The 18664-nt window shown below is 70.7% G+C and carries 15 protein-coding genes; 8 read left to right on the plus strand and 7 right to left on the minus strand.

Annotation, left to right across the window (positions count from 1 at the left end; translation table 11 throughout):
* Window positions 1–8: 8 nt before the first annotated feature.
* Window positions 9–1202: an MFS transporter gene (locus EBE87_RS00205; RefSeq protein WP_120639391.1), complete on the minus strand. Its 1194-nt coding sequence runs from the start codon at window positions 1200–1202 to the stop codon at window positions 9–11.
* A 212-nt stretch (window positions 1203–1414) separates the two neighbouring features.
* Between EBE87_RS00205 and EBE87_RS00210 the strand changes: the two genes are divergently transcribed.
* Window positions 1415–2530, plus strand: coding sequence for a THUMP domain-containing class I SAM-dependent RNA methyltransferase (locus tag EBE87_RS00210; RefSeq protein ID WP_120639390.1), 1116 nt, complete (start codon window positions 1415–1417; stop codon window positions 2528–2530).
* 110 nt (window positions 2531–2640) lie between these two features.
* Window positions 2641–3519, plus strand: a complete 879-nt coding sequence (locus tag EBE87_RS00215; RefSeq protein WP_120639389.1) for an NAD(P)-dependent oxidoreductase — start codon at window positions 2641–2643, stop codon at window positions 3517–3519.
* 187 nt (window positions 3520–3706) lie between these two features.
* On the opposite strand, the gene gyrB is transcribed toward EBE87_RS00215, so the two are convergent.
* Window positions 3707–6154, minus strand: coding sequence for a DNA topoisomerase (ATP-hydrolyzing) subunit B (gyrB, locus tag EBE87_RS00220; protein WP_120639388.1), 2448 nt, complete (start codon window positions 6152–6154; stop codon window positions 3707–3709).
* A gap of 42 nt (window positions 6155–6196) precedes the next feature.
* Window positions 6197–7333 carry a DNA replication/repair protein RecF gene (recF, locus tag EBE87_RS00225; protein ID WP_122139806.1) on the minus strand — a complete coding sequence of 379 codons (1137 nt, stop codon included), beginning with the start codon at window positions 7331–7333 and terminating at the stop codon, window positions 6197–6199.
* Window positions 7334–7461: 128 nt separating this feature from the next.
* Here recF and EBE87_RS00230 point away from each other — a divergent pair, with 128 nt between their 5' ends.
* On the plus strand, window positions 7462–8772 hold the full coding sequence (locus tag EBE87_RS00230; RefSeq protein WP_120640867.1) for a PQQ-dependent sugar dehydrogenase: 1311 nt from the start codon (window positions 7462–7464) through the stop codon (window positions 8770–8772).
* A 57-nt stretch (window positions 8773–8829) separates the two neighbouring features.
* Here EBE87_RS00230 and EBE87_RS00235 read toward each other — a convergent pair whose 3' ends face one another.
* Window positions 8830–9753 (minus strand): manganese catalase family protein, encoded by a 924-nt coding sequence (locus EBE87_RS00235; RefSeq protein ID WP_120640868.1) that lies wholly within the window; start codon window positions 9751–9753, stop codon window positions 8830–8832.
* Window positions 9754–9884: 131 nt separating this feature from the next.
* On the minus strand, window positions 9885–11012 hold the full coding sequence (gene dnaN, locus EBE87_RS00240) for a DNA polymerase III subunit beta (protein ID WP_120640869.1): 1128 nt from the start codon (window positions 11010–11012) through the stop codon (window positions 9885–9887).
* Between the two features lie 168 nt (window positions 11013–11180).
* On the opposite strand from dnaN, the gene EBE87_RS00245 reads away from it, so the two are divergent.
* Window positions 11181–11771, plus strand: coding sequence for a UdgX family uracil-DNA binding protein (locus EBE87_RS00245; protein WP_199707965.1), 591 nt, complete (start codon window positions 11181–11183; stop codon window positions 11769–11771).
* 190 nt (window positions 11772–11961) lie between these two features.
* On the opposite strand, the gene EBE87_RS00250 is transcribed toward EBE87_RS00245, so the two are convergent.
* On the minus strand, window positions 11962–12720 hold the full coding sequence (locus EBE87_RS00250) for a sulfite exporter TauE/SafE family protein (protein ID WP_122139807.1): 759 nt from the start codon (window positions 12718–12720) through the stop codon (window positions 11962–11964).
* A 108-nt stretch (window positions 12721–12828) separates the two neighbouring features.
* Between EBE87_RS00250 and EBE87_RS00255 the strand changes: the two genes are divergently transcribed.
* The 3 genes from EBE87_RS00255 to EBE87_RS00265 all read left to right on the plus strand — a co-directional run bounded on the left by EBE87_RS00255 (window position 12829) and on the right by EBE87_RS00265 (window position 15800).
* Window positions 12829–13512: an ArsR/SmtB family transcription factor gene (locus tag EBE87_RS00255; protein WP_120641038.1), complete on the plus strand. Its 684-nt coding sequence runs from the start codon at window positions 12829–12831 to the stop codon at window positions 13510–13512.
* Between the two features lie 87 nt (window positions 13513–13599).
* Complete coding sequence (gene accD, locus EBE87_RS00260; protein ID WP_120641039.1) at window positions 13600–14505, plus strand: acetyl-CoA carboxylase, carboxyltransferase subunit beta; 906 nt, start codon at window positions 13600–13602, stop codon at window positions 14503–14505.
* Between the two features lie 11 nt (window positions 14506–14516).
* On the plus strand, window positions 14517–15800 hold the full coding sequence (locus EBE87_RS00265; RefSeq protein ID WP_120641040.1) for a bifunctional folylpolyglutamate synthase/dihydrofolate synthase: 1284 nt from the start codon (window positions 14517–14519) through the stop codon (window positions 15798–15800).
* Window positions 15801–16042: 242 nt separating this feature from the next.
* On the opposite strand, the gene EBE87_RS00270 is transcribed toward EBE87_RS00265, so the two are convergent.
* On the minus strand, window positions 16043–17668 hold the full coding sequence (locus tag EBE87_RS00270; RefSeq protein WP_122139808.1) for a lytic transglycosylase domain-containing protein: 1626 nt from the start codon (window positions 17666–17668) through the stop codon (window positions 16043–16045).
* A 364-nt stretch (window positions 17669–18032) separates the two neighbouring features.
* On the opposite strand from EBE87_RS00270, the gene EBE87_RS00275 reads away from it, so the two are divergent.
* A complete protein-coding gene (locus tag EBE87_RS00275) occupies window positions 18033–18656 on the plus strand; it encodes an outer membrane lipoprotein (RefSeq protein ID WP_233553434.1) in 624 nt (207 codons plus the stop codon).
* The last annotated feature ends 8 nt before the right edge of the window (window positions 18657–18664 follow it).

Below are 18664 nucleotides of genomic sequence, written 5' to 3' on the forward strand. Positions count from 1 at the left end.
AGCCGGGGCTAGTCGTCCTCCGCGCCGTCCTTGGTCTCGGGCATCCAGAAGAGCACCAGCAGGAAGGCCAGCAGGCCGGTCACGCCCAGGCCGGCAAAGGCGATGCTGGGCCCCACCCAGGTGGCCACCGCCCCCGCCACGGTGGTGCTGAGCGTGCCGCCGATGCCCACCGCCAGGCCGAAGATGCCCATGCAGAGGTTGAAGCGGTTGGTGCCGCGCGTGAGGTCGGAGGCGATCAGCGGCACCAGGATCACGAAGACGGCGGCATTGATGCCATCCAGCGCCTGCGCCGCCAGCACCACCCATTGCCCGTCCAGCAGCGCCAGCAGCGCGCCGCGCAGCGGCACCACCGCCAAGCCGCCCAGCAGCACCATGCGCCGCCCGCGCTCATCCGCCAGCCGGCTGATGCCGGGCGAGATCACCGCCACCATGATCTGCGAGGCAATCAGCCCGCCCGCCACCACCAGATTGGCGTAGGAGCCCGACTGCTGCGTCACCTGCGCGCCGGAGAGCGGCAGCATGGCCGCGTTGGCGGCGGTGAAGAGGCAGCAGACGGCGGCGAAGATCACCACGCTGGGCTTCAGCAGCAGGCGCTTCAGCCCGCCCTCCCCGCTGCCACGCGTGCGGCTGCGGCGCACCCGCTCCTCCAGGTCCTTGGCCTGGATGCTTTGCAGCGCGATGATGGCGGGCACCACCAGCGCCGCCGTCAGCCAGAAGACCGAGGCGGGCGAGATATAGGCCCCCGCCAGCCCCAGCAGCCCCGCCGCCGAGGCATTGCCCAGGGAGGCATAGCGGCCGTTGCGGCCCAGCCGGCGGCTGAGCGCGTGCCGCCCGACCATCGCCAGGCTGATGGCTGCCATGGCCGGCACCAGCACGGCGCTGGCGACGCCATGCAGCACCTCGGAGGCCATCACCGGCCAGGTGGAGGGCCAGAGCGCCAGCAGCACCGCGCTGGCGGCGATGGCCACCAGCGCCAGCAGGGCCGCCATCCGCTTGTTGGGGCTGGCATCGACGGCGATGCCGGCGGGCACCTGCCCGGCCATGGCCGTCAGCGTGCCCAGGCTGAGGGCCAGGCCGAGCTGCGCCTCGTTCCAGCCCTGGGCCACCAGATAGACGGCGATGAAGGGTCCGAAGCCCGTTTGCACATCGGCGGCAAAAAAAGTCAGCCAATCCAGGCCCCGCTGGCTGCGTACGCTGGGCATTCCTGTTGGTATCCTTCCGGGGCGTCGGGGGCATCTGCCGCCGGATTGTGTCTTTGACCGGGCAATTTCATGGCCGGCGCGGGCAGGCGGCCGTGATGGCCCTTCCCCTCCGGGGGTGTTACTGGGAGGGCCAGCGCTCCTGTTCCTCTCGGTTAGCCCCCGCGGCGGGCGAAGGTACCGCTGCCAACCCTGCCCACGGCCCTGCGGACGACATGACGAACACCAGTGATTTCGAGATATTCCTCGCGGCCGCGCCGGGCCTGGAGCCCGTGCTCTGCGCCGAGGTCGGCTCCAAGGGCTTCAAGCAGCCGAAGCCCGTTCCCGGCGGCGTGGTCACCCGCGGCGGCTGGCCGGAGGTCTGGCGGGCGAATCTCTGGGTGCGCGGCGCCGGGCGCGTCCTGGCGCGCATCGATTCCTTCCGCGCAGTGCATCTGGCGCAGCTCGACGACCGCGCCCGCCGCGTGCCCTGGAGCAGCGTCCTGCGCCCCGATACCCCCTTCCGGGTCGAGGCTTCCTGCAGCGGGTCGCGCATCTACCACAGCGGCGCCGCGGCCCAGCGGATCGAGACCGCCATCCGGGAAACCCTGGGGGCGCCGCTGTCGGAGGAAGCCGAGGTCACCGTGATGGTGCGCATCGAGAACGACCTCTGCACGGTCAGCGTCGATACCTCCGGCGAGCCGCTGCACAAGCGCGGCTACAAGGAAGCCATCAACGCGGCGCCGATTCGCGAAACCATGGCCTCGCTCTTCCTGCGGCAATGCGGCTTCGACGGCAGCGAGCCGGTGCTGGACCCGATGTGCGGCTCCGGCACCTTCATCATCGAGGCCGCCGAGATCGCCGCCCGGCTGAATCCCGGCCGCGCCCGCCACTTCGCCTTCGAGAAGCTCGCGAGCTTCGACGCCGAGGCCTGGGAGCGCATGCGCGCGGTGAAGAGCATGCGCGTGCCGGCCGCCCGCTTCTACGGCAGCGACCGCGATGCCGGCGCCATCGCCATGAGCCGCGCCAATGCCGAGCGCGCGGGTGTCGCCGAATACACCGAGTTCCGGCAGGCCACGATCAGCGAGGCGCAGCCCCCCGCCGGGCCACCCGGCCTCGTGATCGTCAATCCGCCCTATGGCAGCCGCATCGGCGACAAGGGCAAGCTCTCGCCCCTGTACCGCGCCCTGGGGCAGGTGCTGACGAGCCGCTTCACCGGCTGGCGCGTCGGGCTCGTCGCCAACGAGCCCAAGCTGGCCCATGCCACCGGGCTGCCCTTCCTGTCGCCCGGCGCGCCGGTGCCGCATGGCGGGCTGCGGGTATCCCTGTTCCGGACCGGCCCCCTGCCCTGACACCGGGCCGGGTGCCCCCTGGCCACTGCGCCGCACATGGCTACACTGTGGCGAGAAAGAACGGCGATGCCAGCCGGCCCGGCGGCGAGCCCATGAACCAGGGAGTGGATATGAGCAAGCAGCCCGCGATCGGCATGATCGGCATCGGCCTCATGGGGCACGGCATCGCCTGGAACATCGCCAAGGCCGGCTATGGCCTGACCATCCTGGACCATCCCGGCAACCAGCCCACCGATGACCTGCGGGAGATGGGCGTGCAGGTGGCGGCGCGGATCGCCGATGTCGCGCAGGCCGCCGACGTGATCGTGCTCTGCGTCACCGGCTCGCCACAGGTGGAGGCGATCCTGACCGGGGACGACGGCGTGATCGCCCACCTCCGGCCGGGCACCATCGTGGTCGATTGCTCCACCGCGCTGCCGGAATCCAGCCGCCGCATGGCGGAGGCGGTGGCTGCCGCGGGCGGGCAGTTCCTGGACGCGGCCATGACCCGCCTGCCGCAGCATGCCCGCGCCGGCACGCTGAACCTGCTGATCGGCGGCGAGCCGGCGCTGCTGGAGCAGCTCCGCCCGCTGCTGCAGACCTTCAGCGAGAACATCACCCATATCGGCGGCGTCGGCTCCGGCCACCTGATGAAGCTGATGCACAACTATGTCTCGCTCGGCTTTGTCGCGCTGCTGGCCGAAGTGGCGGCGCATGGCCAGAAGGCCGGGCTGGAAATGGCGACGCTGATCGACGTGCTGGCCCAGGGCGGCGGCGGCGGCACGGCGCTGCAGCGGATCTCCCCCTTCCTGCTGGAAGGCAACCCGGCCTCCATGCCCTTCACCATCAGCAATGCGGCCAAGGACCTCGGCTATTACCGCCAGGCGGCCGAGGCCTCCGGCATGCCGCGCGCCATCGCCGATGCGGTGGGCAGCACGCTCGATGGCGCAGTCTCCAGCGGCCATGGGCAGGATTATGTGCCGCAGCTCGCGGCCCTGCTGAAGCCCTGAGCGCGCTGCTGGCCCAGGGCCAGCAGCACCGAAGACGCGGCCCGGCTGCATGGCCGGGCCTGAGGCGGCATTCCTTCCCGATACAGCGCGCGCCCCACCGTGGGGGAGCCCGGAAACGCCAGCGGCGGTGCCTTGAAGGCACCGCCGCCGGACGCTGTCACGATTTTCCGCCTGCCGCCCCTGGACCTCAGACGTCCAGATTGGCGACCTTCAGTGCATTGCCGACGATGAACTCGCGGCGCGGCTCGACCACATCGCCCATCAGGGTGGAGAAGACTTCCTCGGCATCCGCCACGTCGTCGACGCGCACGCGCAGCAGGGTGCGCGCCGCCGGGTCCAGCGTGGTCTTCCAGAGCTGGTCGGGGTTCATCTCGCCCAGGCCCTTGAAGCGCTGAATCGCCAGACCCTTGCGGCCCTGGCCGATGATGCGGTCGAAGGCCGCCAGCGGGCCGCCCACGGTGCTGCTGGTGCTTTCCAGCGTCAGGGTGGCGGGCTCGGCCCAGGACTTGCCCAGCGCCTCGCGCCGCTCATCCAGCCAGCGGGCATCGCCGTTGCGGAGCGCCGCGGCATCCAGCGTGTGCTTCTCGGCCACGCCGCGCACGGTGCGGGCCATGGTCAGGTTGGTGCCGCCCGAAACCTTCCAGCCCCGCTCAGTCGGCAGGGAAATGGCATCCAGCCGCCGCGCCAGCACCTGCGCCGCCGCATCGGCCTTGGTGGCATCCAGCGTCAGCGCGCCGGCGATGGCCGCCTGCTCCACCAGTTCCGCCGGCACGTTGTTGGCGAGGCGGCGCATGCGCCCGGCGGCCTGCCGCAGCGTTTCCACCCGCTCATGCAGCGCCTCGCCTTCCAGCACCGTGCCATCGGCATAGGTCAGCTTGGCGTTGTGCAGCGCCTTTTCGAGCAGGAAGTCCTCAAGGGCCTTGTCGTCCTTCAGGTAGCGTTCCTCATTGCCGCGCTTGGCGCGGTAGAGCGGTGGCTGCGCGATGTAGAGATGGCCGCGCGCCAGCAGCTCCGGCATCTGCCGGAAGAAGAAGGTCAGCAGCAGCGTGCGGATATGCGAGCCATCCACGTCCGCGTCCGTCATGATGACGATGCGGTGGTAGCGCAGCTTGTCGGCCGAGAAGCCGCCGCGGTCGATCGGCCCGGTGCCGATGCCGGTGCCCAGCGCCGTGATCAGCGTGCCGATCTCGGCGGAGGACAGCATCTTGTCCAGCCGCGCGCGCTCCACGTTCAGGATCTTGCCCTTCAGCGGCAGGATGGCCTGGAAGCGGCGGTCGCGGCCCTGCTTGGCGGAACCACCGGCCGAGTCACCCTCGACCAGGAAGATCTCGCACTGCGCGGGGTCCTTCTCCTGGCAGTCGGCCAGCTTGCCGGGCAGCGTGGAGATATCGAGCGCGTTCTTGCGGCCCACTTTGTCGCGCGCCAGCTGCGCCGCCTTGCGGGCGGCGGCGGCCAGCACGACCTGGTCGAGCACCGCTCGGGCTTCCTTCGGATGCGTCTCGAACCAGTGGCTGACCGCATCGGCCACGGCCGCCTGCACCACCGGCTGCACCTCGGAGGAGACCAGCTTGTCCTTGGTCTGCGAGCTGAACTTCGGGTCCGGCACCTTGACCGAGAGCACCGCCGTCAGCCCCTCGCGCATATCCTCGCCCGAGAGTTCCACCTTCTCCTTCTTCGCCATGTCCTCGGCGTATTTGGAGACGATGCGCGTCAGCGCCTGGCGGAAGCCGGCCTGGTGGGTGCCGCCGTCGCGCTGCGGGATGTTGTTGGTGAAGCAGAGCACCTGCTCATGCGGCGTGTTGTTCCACCACATGGCCAGCTCGACCTTGATGCCGATCTGGTCATCCTTGGCCACCAGGCTCAGCGGCGGCTTGAAGATCGGCTCCTTGGAGCGGTCCAGCCATTCCACGAAGGCGACGAGGCCGCCATGGAACAGGAAATGCGTTTCCTTGGCCGGCGTCTCCTCGGTCGCCACGCGGTCGTCGCGCAGGTTGATGGCGAGGCCGGAATTCAGGAAGGCCAACTCGCGCATGCGGCGTTCCAGGATCGCGTAGTCGTACTCGGTCTTGGTGAAGGTGCCGCTGCTGGGCTTGAAGGTGACCTCGGTGCCCGTCGGGCGGTCGGAGGGCCCGACCACTTCCAGCGGCTTCACGGTGTCGCCATGCTCGAAGCGGATGAAGTGCTCCTTGCCGTTGCGCCAGATGCGCACGTCCATCCATTCGGACAGCGCGTTCACCACCGCCGCGCCGACGCCGTGCAACCCGCCGGAGACCTTGTAGGAATTCTGGTTGAACTTGCCGCCGGCATGCAGGCGCGTCAGCACCACCTCGGCGGCGGAGACGCCTTCCTCGGCATGCATGTCGGTGGGAATGCCACGGCCGTTGTCGCGCACCGTGACACTGCCATCGACGTTCAGAATGACGTCGCAGCGGTCCGCATAGCCGGCCTGGGCCTCGTCCACCGCGTTGTCGATGATCTCGAAGGCCATGTGGTGCAGGCCCGAGCCGTCATCGGTGTCGCCGATATACATGCCGGGCCGCTTCCGGACTGCTTCCAGACCGCGCAACACGGTGATGGAGGCGCTGTCATAGGCGTCCGCCTGTGGGGAGGACGGCGCGCTCACGGGCTCACTCATGCCGGCGGGAAACTCCTGAAACTCGGATAAGGCTGGAAAACGTCATTTTATAGCATTTTCTGCCGCTTGAGGCACGGGCAAATCGGCAGGAATCAGCCCGCCGGGGCGTGCCAGAAAGGCTTCCGCCACCCCGTGCAGCGGCGCGAAAGGGGCGAATTCGGTGCCGGTCAGGAAGCATTGCGCCGGCAGGGCCGTGAGCGCCGCGAACAGCGCCTCCCGCCGGCCCGGGTCCAGGTGGGCCGCCACCTCGTCCAGCAGCAGCAGCGGCGCGAAGCCGCGATGCGCCGCCACCAGCGCCGCCTGGGCCAGCACCACCGCCACCAGCAGCGCCTTCTGCTCGCCGGTCGAGCACAGCTCGGCCGGAATCTCCTTGGGCAGCAGCACCATGCGCAGGTCGGTGCGGTGGGCACCCTGCCGCGCGCCACCGGCCGCCGCGTCCCGCGCCCGGTCGGCGGCCAAGGCCTCGCGCAGCGCGTCCTCCACCGCCAGGGCGGGCTGTTCGTCCAGCGCGGCGGCGATCGGGTCCAGCAGGTCCAGCCGCGCCGCCGGGAAGGCGCCGGCCACGCCCGCCGCCAGCGCGCCGTTCAGCCGCAGCGCCAGGGAACGGCGGGCCGCCACCGCCGCCACGGCATGGCGGGCCATGGTATCCTCCAGCGCCGCCAGCCAGCGGGCGTCGCGCCGGCCCTCGGCCAGCAGGCGGTTGCGCTGGGTCATGGCGGTGTCATGCGCCGCCACGTCCCGCGCATGGCTGGGCTCCAGCGCCCAGACCAGGCGGTCCAGGAAGCGGCGGCGGCCGGAGGCGCCTTCCTGGAACAGCCGGTCCATCTGCGGCGTCAGCCACAGCGCGGCGGCATGGCGGGCGATCTCGGCTTGGTTGCGCACGGGGCCGCCATCCAGGCGGAAGGTGCGGCGGTCCTGCCCTGCCTCGGCGCCGGTGCCGATCACCACGGCGCCCTCAGGCCCGTCGAAATGCCCCGCAACCACCCAGGACAGGCCCTGGGCACCCTCCCGCCGGCCCAGCTCGGCGCCCTTGGCACCGCGCAGGCCGCGGCCGGGGCCCAGCAGACTGATGGCTTCCAGCAGGTTGGTCTTGCCCAGGCCATTGGCGCCCGCCACCACCACGAGGCGGCCGGAAACAGGCTGGTCCAATTCGGCATAGCTGCGGAAGTCCTGCAGCATCAGGCGGGTCAGACGGAGTGCGGGGGGAGTCACCCCCAGGATATAGCATCGCACCCCCTTGAGCGGGAGGGCGCAGCCACCGGGGCGGCCGCAGCGTTATCGTGGCGAGACGTTCCGGAGCCAGACCAATGCGTCGTGCCCATCTGTCCACCCTGGCCCTGCTGGCCACCCTCGCCGCCTGCGGCGACGAAGCGCAACTGCCCGCCGAAGCCGGCTTCGGCCCCAACCCGCAATTGCCGGCACCGCGCAGCTCGGTGATCCCCACCGTCAACATCGCCCCGGCCAAGGGCTGGCCCGAGGGTGTCATGCCCAGCCCGGCCGCCGGCCTGCAGGTCACCACCTTCGCCGCCGGGCTGGACCACCCCCGCTGGCTCTACGTGCTGCCCAATGGCGATGTGCTGGTGGCCGAAAGCAACGCCCCGCCCAAGCCGGAGGACGGCGGCGGCATCCGTGGCTGGGTGATGGGGCTGGTGATGGACCGCGCCGGCGCCAAGACCCCCAGCGCCAACCGCATCACCCTGCTGCGCGACGCCGACGGGGATGGCGTGGCGGAGCTGCGCGAGACCTTCCTGGAAGGACTGAACTCCCCCTTCGGCATGGCGCTGGTGGAGGGCGATTTCTATGTCGCCAATACCGATGCTGTGCTGCGCTTCCCCTACGAGCCCGGCCAGACCCGCATCACGGAGCCCGGCAGGCAGCTGGTCGCCCTGCCGGGCGGGCCGATCAACCACCACTGGACCAAGAACCTGATCGCCAGCCGCGATGGCAGCCGGCTCTATGTCACCACCGGCTCCAACAGCAATGTGGGCGAGAACGGCCTGGCGGCCGAGGAAGGCCGTGCCGCGATCTGGGAGGTGGACCGCAACACCGGCGAGCACCGCCTCTTCGCCACCGGCCTGCGCAACCCCAATGGCCTGGCCTGGGAGCCCACCACCGGCGTGCTGTGGACGGCGGTGAACGAGCGGGACGAGATCGGCAGCGACCTGGTGCCGGACTACATGACCTCGGTGCGGGATGGCGGCTTCTACGGCTGGCCCTTCAGCTATTACGGCCAGCATGTGGATGAGCGGGTGAAGGAACAGCAGCCCGACCTGGTGGCCCGCGCCATCGTGCCGGACTATGCGCTGGGCGCCCATACGGCCTCGCTGGGGCTGGCCTTCGCCGAGGGCGCGAAGCTTGGCCCCGCCTTCGCCAGCGGCGCCTTCATCGGCCAGCACGGCTCGTGGAACCGGCGGCCGGCCAGCGGCTACAAGGTGATCTTCGTGCCCTTCACGGATGGCAAGCCCAGCGGCGCTCCCGTGGATGTGCTGACCGGCTTCCTGGACACGGAGGGCAATGCCCGCGGCCGCCCGGTGGGGGTGGCGGTGGACAGCCAGGGCGGCCTGCTGGTGGCGGATGACGTGGGCAACCGCATCTTCCGCCTCAGCGCCAAACCCTGACGCGCAAAGGGCGGCCCCGTCGCCGGGACCGCCCCTCTCCGCCGCCTCAGGCGGGGATCAGCGCGACTTCTGGTAGAGCTTGCTGGCGATCTCGAACATCTCCTCCGGCGCGTAGTCCGGGGTGAAGGCCGAGGGCACGCCCGTCAGCTGATGGATCTTGCCGCCTTCCGGCAGGCCGTCCACCACTTCCAGCTCGCCCGGCGGGTCGCCCGGCAGCGCGTGCTCGCCTTCCCAGATGCCGGCCATTTCCCTGTAGTCGGCCGGGCTCCAGGTATAGAGCCGGCGGTGGGAGCCTTCCTGCAGGTACTTCTGGCATTCCGGAATCTTGCTCAGCGGAATGTTCGGCGTCGGCAGGAACTTCTCGATCTCGACGCCGGTGATCTTCTTCAGCGCCAGCGCATAGGCATGGGCGTGGACGGAGCCGCGCACCAGCAGATAGCCGCAGACCTCGCGGCCCGTGGGGTCGGAGAGGGTCTCATAGACGCGCAGCTTGTGCAGGCGCGCGCCGCATTCCAGGTGGAAGTTGTGCAACAGGTCCACCACCACATTGCCGGTGGTGGTCACCATGTCGGCGTTCCAGGACATGGAATTGCTGTTCACCGGCAATGCGCCGCCACCGGCCGAGGCGAAGGAAGCGAAGGAGCGGATATCCTTCATCGCCTCCATGGGGGTCTTGGAGATGTCGCCGCCATCGCCCCTGTCCCCGCCCGGCTTGTCCGGGCCGTTGGCCAGCATGGCCACGCCGTTGCTCACCAGTTCCACATGCCCCAGCTCCTCCGCCGTGATGGAGGCGACCAGGCTGTAGAAGGGCTTGAGGTTATCCTTGGAGCGGAAGTTGAAGCTCTGGAACATATAGTTCCCGAGCGTCGACATCTCGCCGTACTTGCCGCCCAACAGCTCCTGCAACGCCGCCGCAGCGTTGGGGTCCTGCCGCTTGGGTGCCGGGAGCGCCGCCTGAAGCTTGTCGATGCGCATGAACATGGATACGTGGCCTCCGCTTGATTGGTGGGACACCCACACAACGAAGCAGCGGCGCGAAGGGTCATGGCCCCTCACGCCGCTGTGTCTTTGGTCAAGCTGAAGCTCGCCCCTCCCTCTTGCGGGGGCCGGGTTCAGACGCGCATCGGCATCAGCACGTAAAGCGCCTCAGGCTTGGCCGCATCCACCACCACCGTGGGGGCGGAGCCATCGGCGAAGCGGAACTCCACCTTCTCGGCGATCTGGTCGGTGATGTCGGACAGGTAGCGGGCCTGGAAGCCGATCTCGATGCCCGTGCCGTTGTAGGACACGTTGTCGCCGTCCAGTTCCTCCTCCGCCTGGCCCTGGTCGGGGCTGCTGGCGGTCAGGGTCAGGCTGTCGGGCTTCAGCGACAGCTTCACCGGGCGGGACCGCTCGGAAGAAATCGCCGCCACGCGCGCCACGGCTTCCGCGAAGGCCTTCTTGTCCACCGTCAGGATCTTGTCGTTCCCGCGCGGGATCACCCGGTCATATTCCGGAAAGGTGCCGTCGATCAGCTTGGAGGTCAGCTGCACCGAGCCGAAGGTGAAGCGGATCTTGGTGTCGGAAAGCTTGATCTCGACCGGGTCGTGGCTTTCCTCGGCCAGCTTGCGGATCTCGTTCACCGTCTTGCGCGGGATGATGACGCCCGGCATGTCGGCCGCGCCTTCCGGCAGAGGCTCCTCCACCCGCGCCAGGCGGTGGCCGTCGGTGGCGACGGCGCGCATCACCTTCTGCCCGTCGCTCTCGGTGGCATGGATATAGATGCCGTTGAGGTAGTAGCGCGTCTCCTCGGTGGAGATGGCGAACTTGGTGCGGTCCACCAGCTCCCGCAGCGTCAGCGCCGGCAGCTCGAAGCCATAGGGCAGCTTGCCCTCGGTCATGGAGGGGAAGTCCTCCACCGGCAGCACCATCAGCGAGGTGGCGAAGCGGCCGGCGCGCAGCGCCAGCGGCGCGTCGCCGCCCGGGTGGTCCAGCTCCACCTTGGCGCCATCCGGCAGCTTGCGGACGATCTCGTAGAGCGTGGCGGCCGGCGCCGTGGTGCGGCCCGCGCGGGTGACGGTGACGCCGGGCACCGCCTCGACGATCGCGATCTCCATGTCCGTCGCGGTCATGGTCAGCGCGCCGTCCTGGGCGGAGAGCATGACATTGGCCAGGATGGGGATGGTGTTGCGGCGCTCCACCACGCTCTGCACATGTGCCAGGGCCTTGAGCAGCACGGCCCGATCCACCGAGAACTTCATGGCTTGTGCAACCCCGTGCGCGATGCGGGCGCGGCAGGCGCGCCCGCGGTTGTGAGCGAAAGAGCCGACGTATCTACCAGCCCGCCCGCGGGCGGGGAAGGCTGCGCGGCACCGTTTCCGCTCACGCACCATGCCGCAACCCGGCGCCGGGACGGCGGTTGGCCCTGCATGAGCCAGCCCGCGCAGCCCGACAGCCCCCTCGCCCGGCCCATGGCCCCCTGGGCCGAGGGCCATACCTTCGTGCCGGGGGAAGGTCCCGCCGGCGCGCCCCTGATGTTCGTGGGCGAACAGCCGGGGGATGAGGAGGACCGCGCCGGCCGCCCCTTCGTCGGCCTCGCCGGCCGGCTCTTCGACCAGGCCCTGGCGGAAGCCGGCGTCACCCGCGCCCAGGCCTATGTCACCAATGCGGTGAAGCATTTCAAATTCACCCAGACCGGCAAGCGTCGCCTGCACCAGAAGCCCGATTCGGGCGACATCGCCCATTACCGCCCCTTCCTGCTGGAAGAGGTGAAGCAGGTCCGCCCACGCCTGCTGGTGGCGCTCGGCGCCACGGCGGCGCAATCGCTGCTGGGGCGCAAGGTGCCGGTGCTGAAGGCGCGTGGCGAGGTCATGCCCGGCCCGGCAGGACGCGACGTCTTCCTGACGGTGCATCCCAGCTTCCTGCTGCGCATCCCGGACGCGGACAAGAAGCGCCATGAGTACGAGGCCTTCGTCCAGGACCTGCGGGAAGCGGCCCGGCGCGCGGGGGTGACGCATTGAACCAGGAAGGCCGGGGGAATGAATTCCCCCGGACCCCCTTCTTTTTTTCTTCTAGCTGAAGCTTTGACGGCCAACAAGCGCGCTGTGATGTTTTTCAACGAAGGCCAGGCAAGCCGAACCAGCTGCCGCTGATGGCGCCCCAAAAACTGGAAGAAGAAAGAAGGGGTCCGGGGAATTCATTCCCCGGCCTTCACGCTCCCACCCCCTGCCACACCAGATGCGCCCCCAGCAGCAGCAACCCGCCGAAGAAGCAACGGCGGAAGGTGGTGGCCGCCACCCGGCCGCGCAGCCAGCCACCCAGCGCCATGCCCGCCAGCGCCGGCATCAGCGCCAGCACCGAGCCACCCAGCGCATTGCCGCCAAAGCCGCCGCCGGTTGCCAGCCCCGCCGCCAGCGCCAGGGTGGAGACGGTGAAGGACAGGCCCAGCGCCTGCACCAGCCGGTCCCGTTCTAATCCCAGAGCGTGGAGGTAGGGCACTGCCGGCAGCACGAAGACCCCGGTGGCGGCCGTGACCAGCCCGGTCAGCAGGCCGATCAGCGGCCCGGCCCAGGGTTCCGCGCGCGGCGGCACGGCGGGCAGGCGCAGGGGCAGCAGGCCGAAGGCCGCATAGGCCAGCAGGGCCGCGCCCAGTCCCACCGTGGCGCCGCCGCGCCCCGGCAGCAGCCCCGCCCAGACGCCGGCCAGCGTGCCCAGGGCCACGGCGGCCAGCATCGGGCCCAGGCGGCGCAGCAGGGGCGGCAGCGCGGGGCCGCCCATGAACTGCCAGAAATTGGTCACCAGGGAGGGCAGCACCAGCAGCGCCGCTGCCTCGGCCGGTGGCATGAGGGTGCCGAGCAACCCCATGGCAATGGTGGGCAGGCCAAGGCCGATGACGCCTTTCACCAGCCCCGCCAGGAGGAAGGTGCCCAGGATGGCACCGAGGGTCGGAAGCGAATGCAGCAGGTCCATGCACCGCAGCCTGCGCGACGAGGCGGGCCGATGCTACGGTGCGGGGCGTAGCATCCGGCCCCGCCGCCGCGCAGGATGCGCGCCTTCGTTGCCGGGAGAACCCTCGCCATGGTCAGCACCGCCGCCCTGGCCGGCACCGCCGCCGCCATCGGCGACCCCGCCCGCGCCAATATGCTGGCCGCCCTGATGGATGGCCGGGCCCTGACCGCCACAGAACTGGCGCGCATCGCCGGCGTGGCGCCGCAGACCGCCAGCGGCCATCTGGCCCGGCTGGCCGATGCCGGGCTGATCCTGCCCGAGAAGCAGGGGCGGCACCGCTACCACCGGCTGGCCTCGCCGGCCGTGGCCACCATGCTGGAAGGGCTGATGGCCCTGGCCGGCACCCCCCGCCCTGCCCCCGCCACCGGCCCGCGCGATGTGGCGCTGCGGCAGGCCCGCACCTGCTACGACCACCTGGCCGGGCGGCTGGCGGTCGCCATCGCCGATTCGCTGGTGGCGCGCGGCCACCTGCTGCTGGAAGGGGATGGGGCGGAGGTCACCGCCTCCGGCACCGAATTCCTGCATGGGCTGGGGGTGGAGGCAAAGCCCTCCCGCCGCCTGCTCTGCCGCCCCTGCCTGGACTGGAGCGAGCGGCGCCCGCATCTGGCCGGCATCATCGGCGCTGCGCTCTGCGCCCGCTGCATGGACATGGGCTGGGTGCGGCGGCGGGAAGGCACCCGCGCGCTGCTGATCACCCCGGCCGGGGAGCAGGGCTTCCGCGCCCGCTTCGGGGTGGAGTTGCGGCCTGGCTGAAAGCGCGCTCTTGCCATTTGCCCCGTGCTGGTCCTACCACGCCGCGCGCCATGCTGTAGGCGCGGTGCCACAGGAAGGATGCTTGCCATGAACTGGATCAGCGAATGGGCGCTGCCGAAGATCCAGACCTGGCTCGGCCGCAAGGAAGTGCCGGACAACCTCTGGCACCAGTGCCCGGCCTGCAACCAGATGATCTTCCACAAGGATCTGGAGCGCAGCCTGCATGTCTGCACGCATTGCGGCCACCACATGCGCATCGCCGCCGCCCGCCGCATCGAATACACGCTGGATGAAGGCTTCCAGCGCATCGAGCTGCCCCGCGCGCCGGCTGACCCGCTGCGCTTCCGCGACCAGCGTAAATATGCCGACCGGCTGAAGGAAGCCCAGGCGAAATCCGGCATGGACGACGCCGTGGTGGTGGCCCATGGCGCCATCGACGGCCACCGCGCCGTGGTGGCGGCCTTCGAATTCGGCTTCATGGGCGGCTCCATGGGCGCCGGCGTGGGCGAGGCCATCGTCACCGCCGCCAAGCTGGCCGTGCTGCAGGACGCGCCGCTGATCGTCTTCACCGCCTCGGGCGGCGCGCGCATGCAGGAAGGCGCCGTCAGCCTGATGCAGATGCCGCGCACCGTGATCGCGACGCAGATGGTCAAGGAAGCCGGCCTGCCCTTCATCGTGGTGATGGCGGACCCGACCACCGGCGGCGTCACCGCCTCCTTCGCCATGCTGGGCGACATCCATATCGCCGAGCCCAATGCGCTGATCGGCTTCGCCGGCGCCCGCGTCATCGAGCAGACGGTGCGGGAGAAGCTGCCCGAAGGCTTCCAGCGCGCGGAATACCTGCTGGAACACGGCATCCTGGACATGGTGGTGCACCGTGGCGAGATGCGCGCCTCCCTGGCGCGCCTGATCTCCCTGCTACGCGACAAGCGCCCGGCCGCCGTCGAGGAAGCCGCCGCGGAAGCGGCCCTGCCGCCTGCCGCCAACGCCTGAACGGACAGACCATGGGCCGCTCGGAAGCCATCATCGACCGGCTGCACAGCCTGCACCCGAAGCTGATCGACCTCAGCCTGGACCGGCTGCAACGCCTGCTGGCCGACCTCGGCCACCCGGAGCGGAACCTGCCGCCGGTGATCCATGTCGCCGGCACCAATGGCAAGGGCTCGGTCTGCGCCTTCCTGCGCGCCATCGCGGAAGCGGCGGGACAGCGGGTGCATGTCTATACCTCACCCCACCTGGTGCGCTTCCATGAGCGCTTCCGCCTCGCCGGCCAGCTGGTGACGGAAGAAGCCCTGGCGGCGGCGCTGGAAGAGGTGGAGGCCGTCAATGCCGGCCAGCCCATCACGGTCTTCGAGGTGACCACGGCCGTCGGCATCCTGCTCTTCAGCCGCACCCCGGCCGACCTGCTGGTGCTGGAGGTCGGGCTCGGCGGCCGCTACGACGCCACCAATGTGGTGGACCGCCCCGTGGCCTGCGCCATCACCAGCATCTCCATGGACCACATGGACTTCCTGGGCGACAGCCTGGCCGCCATCGCGGGGGAGAAGGCCGGCATCATCAAGCCCGGCGTGCCCGTGGTGACCGGCCAGCAGGCGCCGGAAGCCATGGCCGTGATCGAGGCCGAGGCCGCCGCCCAGGGCGCGCCCCTTTATGAGCGCGGCGGCCCCTGGACCGCGAACCTGACCGAGGAAGGGCTGCGCTACGCCGACCCGGGCGGGGTGCTGCACCTGCCGGCGCCGGCCCTGCCCGGTCCGCATCAGGCGGAGAATGCCGGCATCGCCATCGCCGCCCTGCGCGCCTGGGAACCCGCCTGGCTGAGCGACGCCGCCATCGCCGCCGGCCTTTCCACCGCCACCTGGCCCGCCCGCCTGCAGCGCCTACACGGCGCCCTGGCCGCGCTGCTGCCGCCGGATTGGGAGCTGTGGCTGGATGGCGGCCACAATGCCGGCGCCGGACAGGCCCTGGCCGCCCACCTGCCCGGCTGGGCCGACCGGCCGCGCCACCTCATCGTCGGCATGAAGAAGGGCAAGGAATCGGACGCCTTCCTGCGCCCGCTGCTGCCGCTCGCCGAGTCGCTCTGGGCGGTGGCCGAGCCCGGCCAGCATCTGGCGATGTCGGTGGAAGAGATCGTCGCGGCCTCCGGCGGCGTCGCGAAGCCCGGGCCGCAGGTGGCCGAAGCCCTGAAGGCCATCGCCGCCGCTGGCGGCACGCCCGGCCGCGTGCTGATCTGCGGCAGCCTGTATCTGGCGGGCGAAGTGCTGAAGGCGGACGGGACGGCCGTCGACTGAAGCAAGGCTGGGGGAATGAATTCCCCCAGACCCCCTTCTTTTTCTTTTCGGGTTTTCGGGTGCGCCTGCCGCGGCACCCTTTCACGCAGCTTCGTGCCGGAGGTCATGGACCTCCGCGCCTGCGGCCCCGGCCTGAATGGCCATTTCACGGAAACAAGCGGTACCCTCGGGCCTCAAGCCCCGGAGCCCACTCGAAAAAAGAAGATGGGGGTCCGGGGGAATTCCTTCCCCCGGCCTTTTCCTTACCCCTGCGCGTCCGGCGAGACGATGATGCAGGCACCTTGCGTCCGCAGCTTCTCGCAGGCTGACTGCGCGGCGTCATGTGACAGGCCGCCGACGCGGGCGCGGTAGAGGGTGGCGCGGCCGGAGGCCACGGGTTCCACCACCGTCCTGGCGCCGCGTGCGCCGATGCGGCTGCGCGCTGCATCGGAGGCCGTGCGGGCCAGGTTGGCGCTGGCGAAGGCACCGACCTGCACCGCCCATTGCCCGGTGGTCGCCGCCGGCATGGAGGCCGGGGTCGGCGCCGAGACGCCGCCACCGGTGCCGCCCTGGGACGGCGGGCGCAGGTAGTTGCCCGTCAGGCTGCCGGCATTGGCGCTGGCCACCAGGCGGAAGCCGGAGGGGCGCGGCGCCTCGGCGACCTGAACGGGCTCGCTGGTCGGACGGGCGGCGGGGCCGCGCGGGGCCTCGGCCACCGCGGCATTGGCGCGCAGCGAGGCCAGGGCGGAGGCGGCGGAGCCGGAAGCGCTGCCACGCGGCGCCGGAGCGGCGGCGGCGAGCGCCGAGCCCGTCATGGAAGGCGCACGCGGCGGCGCCGGCAGCGAGGCCAGGGCCACCGGCGCGCTGGGCGCGGGCGGCGGCGGGGCCGGCACATCGGCGGTGCGGGCATAGGTGGAACCATCCGGGATCGGCTCCATGCGCGTGACCGGCCCAGTCGGCTCGGCGCTCGCGTAGGTGGAACCGTCGGGAATGGGGTCCATCCGCGCCACCACGTTGGTGGGCGTGTTGTTGTAGGTGGAGCCGTCCGGGATCGGGTCCATGCGGGACACGACATTGGACAGGCTGGCCACCTGCACCGGCGCGGAGGCATAGGTCGAGCCGTCCGGGATCGGCTCCATGCGCGTGACCGGTCCCGGCGGCAGGCTGGCGACGCGGATGCCCGGGTCCACGGCGTTCCGCTGCTCACGCAGCGCCAGCATGGTGGCGGTGTCGCCACGGCGCGGGCCGGCCGGGATGTTCAACGGGATCTCGGCGGCCGCATAGACCTCCGGCGCCGCGCGGCGGCTCGGATGCGCGTCGATGATCCGGGGCCCGATTCGCGCCACGTAGTTGCGCGTCTCGGCCGGCAGGCCCTTGCTGGACCAGAGGTAATCCTCCAGCCGGCGCGGGCCCGCGTTATAGGCGGCCAGGAAGCCCGGGCTGCCGTAAAGCTCGTACATCTCCCGCACATAGGCCGTGCCGGCCATGATGCTGTTCCACGGGTGGTACGGATCGTCGCCGAAGCCGTAGCGGGCGCGCAGCTCGGCGTAAGTGCCGGGCATCACCTGCATCAGGCCCATGGCGCCCACCGGGCTGCGGGCCGTGGCGCGGCCGCCGCTTTCCTGGCGCATGACCTCGCGGATCCACCGCTCCGGCACATCGAAGCGCTTGGACGCTTCCTTGATGTACGGGCCCCATGGATCGCTGGACGAGCCAGGCGGATCGTAGCTGCTGGGCTGCGGATAGGCCGCGGCCTGGGCCGCGGCCTTGGCCGTGACCGGCCGCTGGGCCTGTTCGCTGGAGCCGCAAGCGGCAAGAAGAGCAAGAACCCCCATTGTGGCCGCAGCGCGTGCATGGCTGCGGCTTGGGCGGAACTGGAACGGAGTCATCCCCTGTTCTCCGTCAGAATAAACGGTCCGCCGGACTGCGGCTCCGTGCCCGGAAGGATCCCCCCATCCCGGGCAAGGCGGCCCCGCCGCGCCCCCACGCGACAAAGCCGGGCTTACCGGCGTCCCTGCCAGGATCGGCGGAACGTCAACGGCTTACGGGGTACATGAGGTTACTGACAGGCGCAAGCCTGCAATCGTGGCGCAACATGGCACCCGCCTTGGGCTTGGCGGCGGCTTCGTGGCGGCATTGTGGCGGCACCCGCGGGCATCTGGACAATCGGCCGCCGCGCCTCCAACTCCGCAGATCAGACCCGGGGCCGTCGGGCCGGTGCGCGGCACGCTTCCGGGCAAAAGGAGCCTTTCGATGACCACCGAGACGCCCCGCCGGGCCACCACCCGCTTCAGCCGAGTCGCCGCCAGCCTGCTGGTGCTGGGCGGGCTGGCCGCCTGCGCGCCGGTCTATACCAACACCACCTATGCGCCTTATGCGGTGGGGCGTGCCGCCTCCGTCTCCTACGGCACCATCGTGGGGCTGCGGCCCGTCACGGTGCAGGGTGGCCAGCCCGGGGTCGGCACCGCCGCCGGCGCGGTGGCGGGCGGCGTCGCCGGCAGCTTCATCGGCGGCGACTGGCGCTCCAACCTGCTGGCCGGGCTCGGCGGCGCGGTGATCGGCGGCGCCCTCGGCAATGCGGTGGAACGCAATAGCTCCACCGGCCAGGCGGTGGAGTTCTTCGTGCGGCAGGACAACGGCGGCGACATCGCCGTGGTCCAGACCAACGAGGAGAACCTGCAATACAATGACCGTGTTGTGATCATCCGCGGCGACACCACCCGCATCAGCCGCGCCGCCGGATCGGCGCCGCCTGTCTCCGCCGCGCCGCCGCGGCCCTACCAGTCCGGCGCTGCAGGGCCGGGCGGGCCAACCTACTACGCGCCGCCGCCCTCCGGCGTTCCGACCTACACGCCTTCCGGCGTCGTGTATCGCTGAGGACAGGG

This window comes from Teichococcus wenyumeiae (assembly GCF_003696345.1).
Classification (GTDB): domain Bacteria; phylum Pseudomonadota; class Alphaproteobacteria; order Acetobacterales; family Acetobacteraceae; genus Pseudoroseomonas; species Pseudoroseomonas wenyumeiae.

What these genes read in the sequence shown, in the direction of transcription:
- EBE87_RS00205 (WP_120639391.1), bottom strand. Translation starts at nt 1,202, where the DNA reads ATGCCCAGCGTACGCAGCCAGCGGGGCCTGGATTGGCTGACTTTTTTT.
- EBE87_RS00210 (WP_120639390.1), top strand. Translation starts at nt 1,415, where the DNA reads ATGACGAACACCAGTGATTTCGAGATATTCCTCGCGGCCGCGCCGGGC.
- EBE87_RS00215 (WP_120639389.1), top strand. Translation starts at nt 2,641, where the DNA reads ATGAGCAAGCAGCCCGCGATCGGCATGATCGGCATCGGCCTCATGGGG.
- gyrB (WP_120639388.1), bottom strand. Translation starts at nt 6,154, where the DNA reads ATGAGTGAGCCCGTGAGCGCGCCGTCCTCCCCACAGGCGGACGCCTAT.
- recF (WP_122139806.1), bottom strand. Translation starts at nt 7,333, where the DNA reads ATGCTGCAGGACTTCCGCAGCTATGCCGAATTGGACCAGCCTGTTTCC.
- EBE87_RS00230 (WP_120640867.1), top strand. Translation starts at nt 7,462, where the DNA reads ATGCGTCGTGCCCATCTGTCCACCCTGGCCCTGCTGGCCACCCTCGCC.
- EBE87_RS00235 (WP_120640868.1), bottom strand. Translation starts at nt 9,753, where the DNA reads ATGTTCATGCGCATCGACAAGCTTCAGGCGGCGCTCCCGGCACCCAAG.
- dnaN (WP_120640869.1), bottom strand. Translation starts at nt 11,012, where the DNA reads ATGAAGTTCTCGGTGGATCGGGCCGTGCTGCTCAAGGCCCTGGCACAT.
- EBE87_RS00245 (WP_199707965.1), top strand. Translation starts at nt 11,181, where the DNA reads ATGAGCCAGCCCGCGCAGCCCGACAGCCCCCTCGCCCGGCCCATGGCC.
- EBE87_RS00250 (WP_122139807.1), bottom strand. Translation starts at nt 12,720, where the DNA reads ATGGACCTGCTGCATTCGCTTCCGACCCTCGGTGCCATCCTGGGCACC.
- EBE87_RS00255 (WP_120641038.1), top strand. Translation starts at nt 12,829, where the DNA reads ATGGTCAGCACCGCCGCCCTGGCCGGCACCGCCGCCGCCATCGGCGAC.
- accD (WP_120641039.1), top strand. Translation starts at nt 13,600, where the DNA reads ATGAACTGGATCAGCGAATGGGCGCTGCCGAAGATCCAGACCTGGCTC.
- EBE87_RS00265 (WP_120641040.1), top strand. Translation starts at nt 14,517, where the DNA reads ATGGGCCGCTCGGAAGCCATCATCGACCGGCTGCACAGCCTGCACCCG.
- EBE87_RS00270 (WP_122139808.1), bottom strand. Translation starts at nt 17,668, where the DNA reads ATGACTCCGTTCCAGTTCCGCCCAAGCCGCAGCCATGCACGCGCTGCG.
- EBE87_RS00275 (WP_233553434.1), top strand. Translation starts at nt 18,033, where the DNA reads ATGACCACCGAGACGCCCCGCCGGGCCACCACCCGCTTCAGCCGAGTC.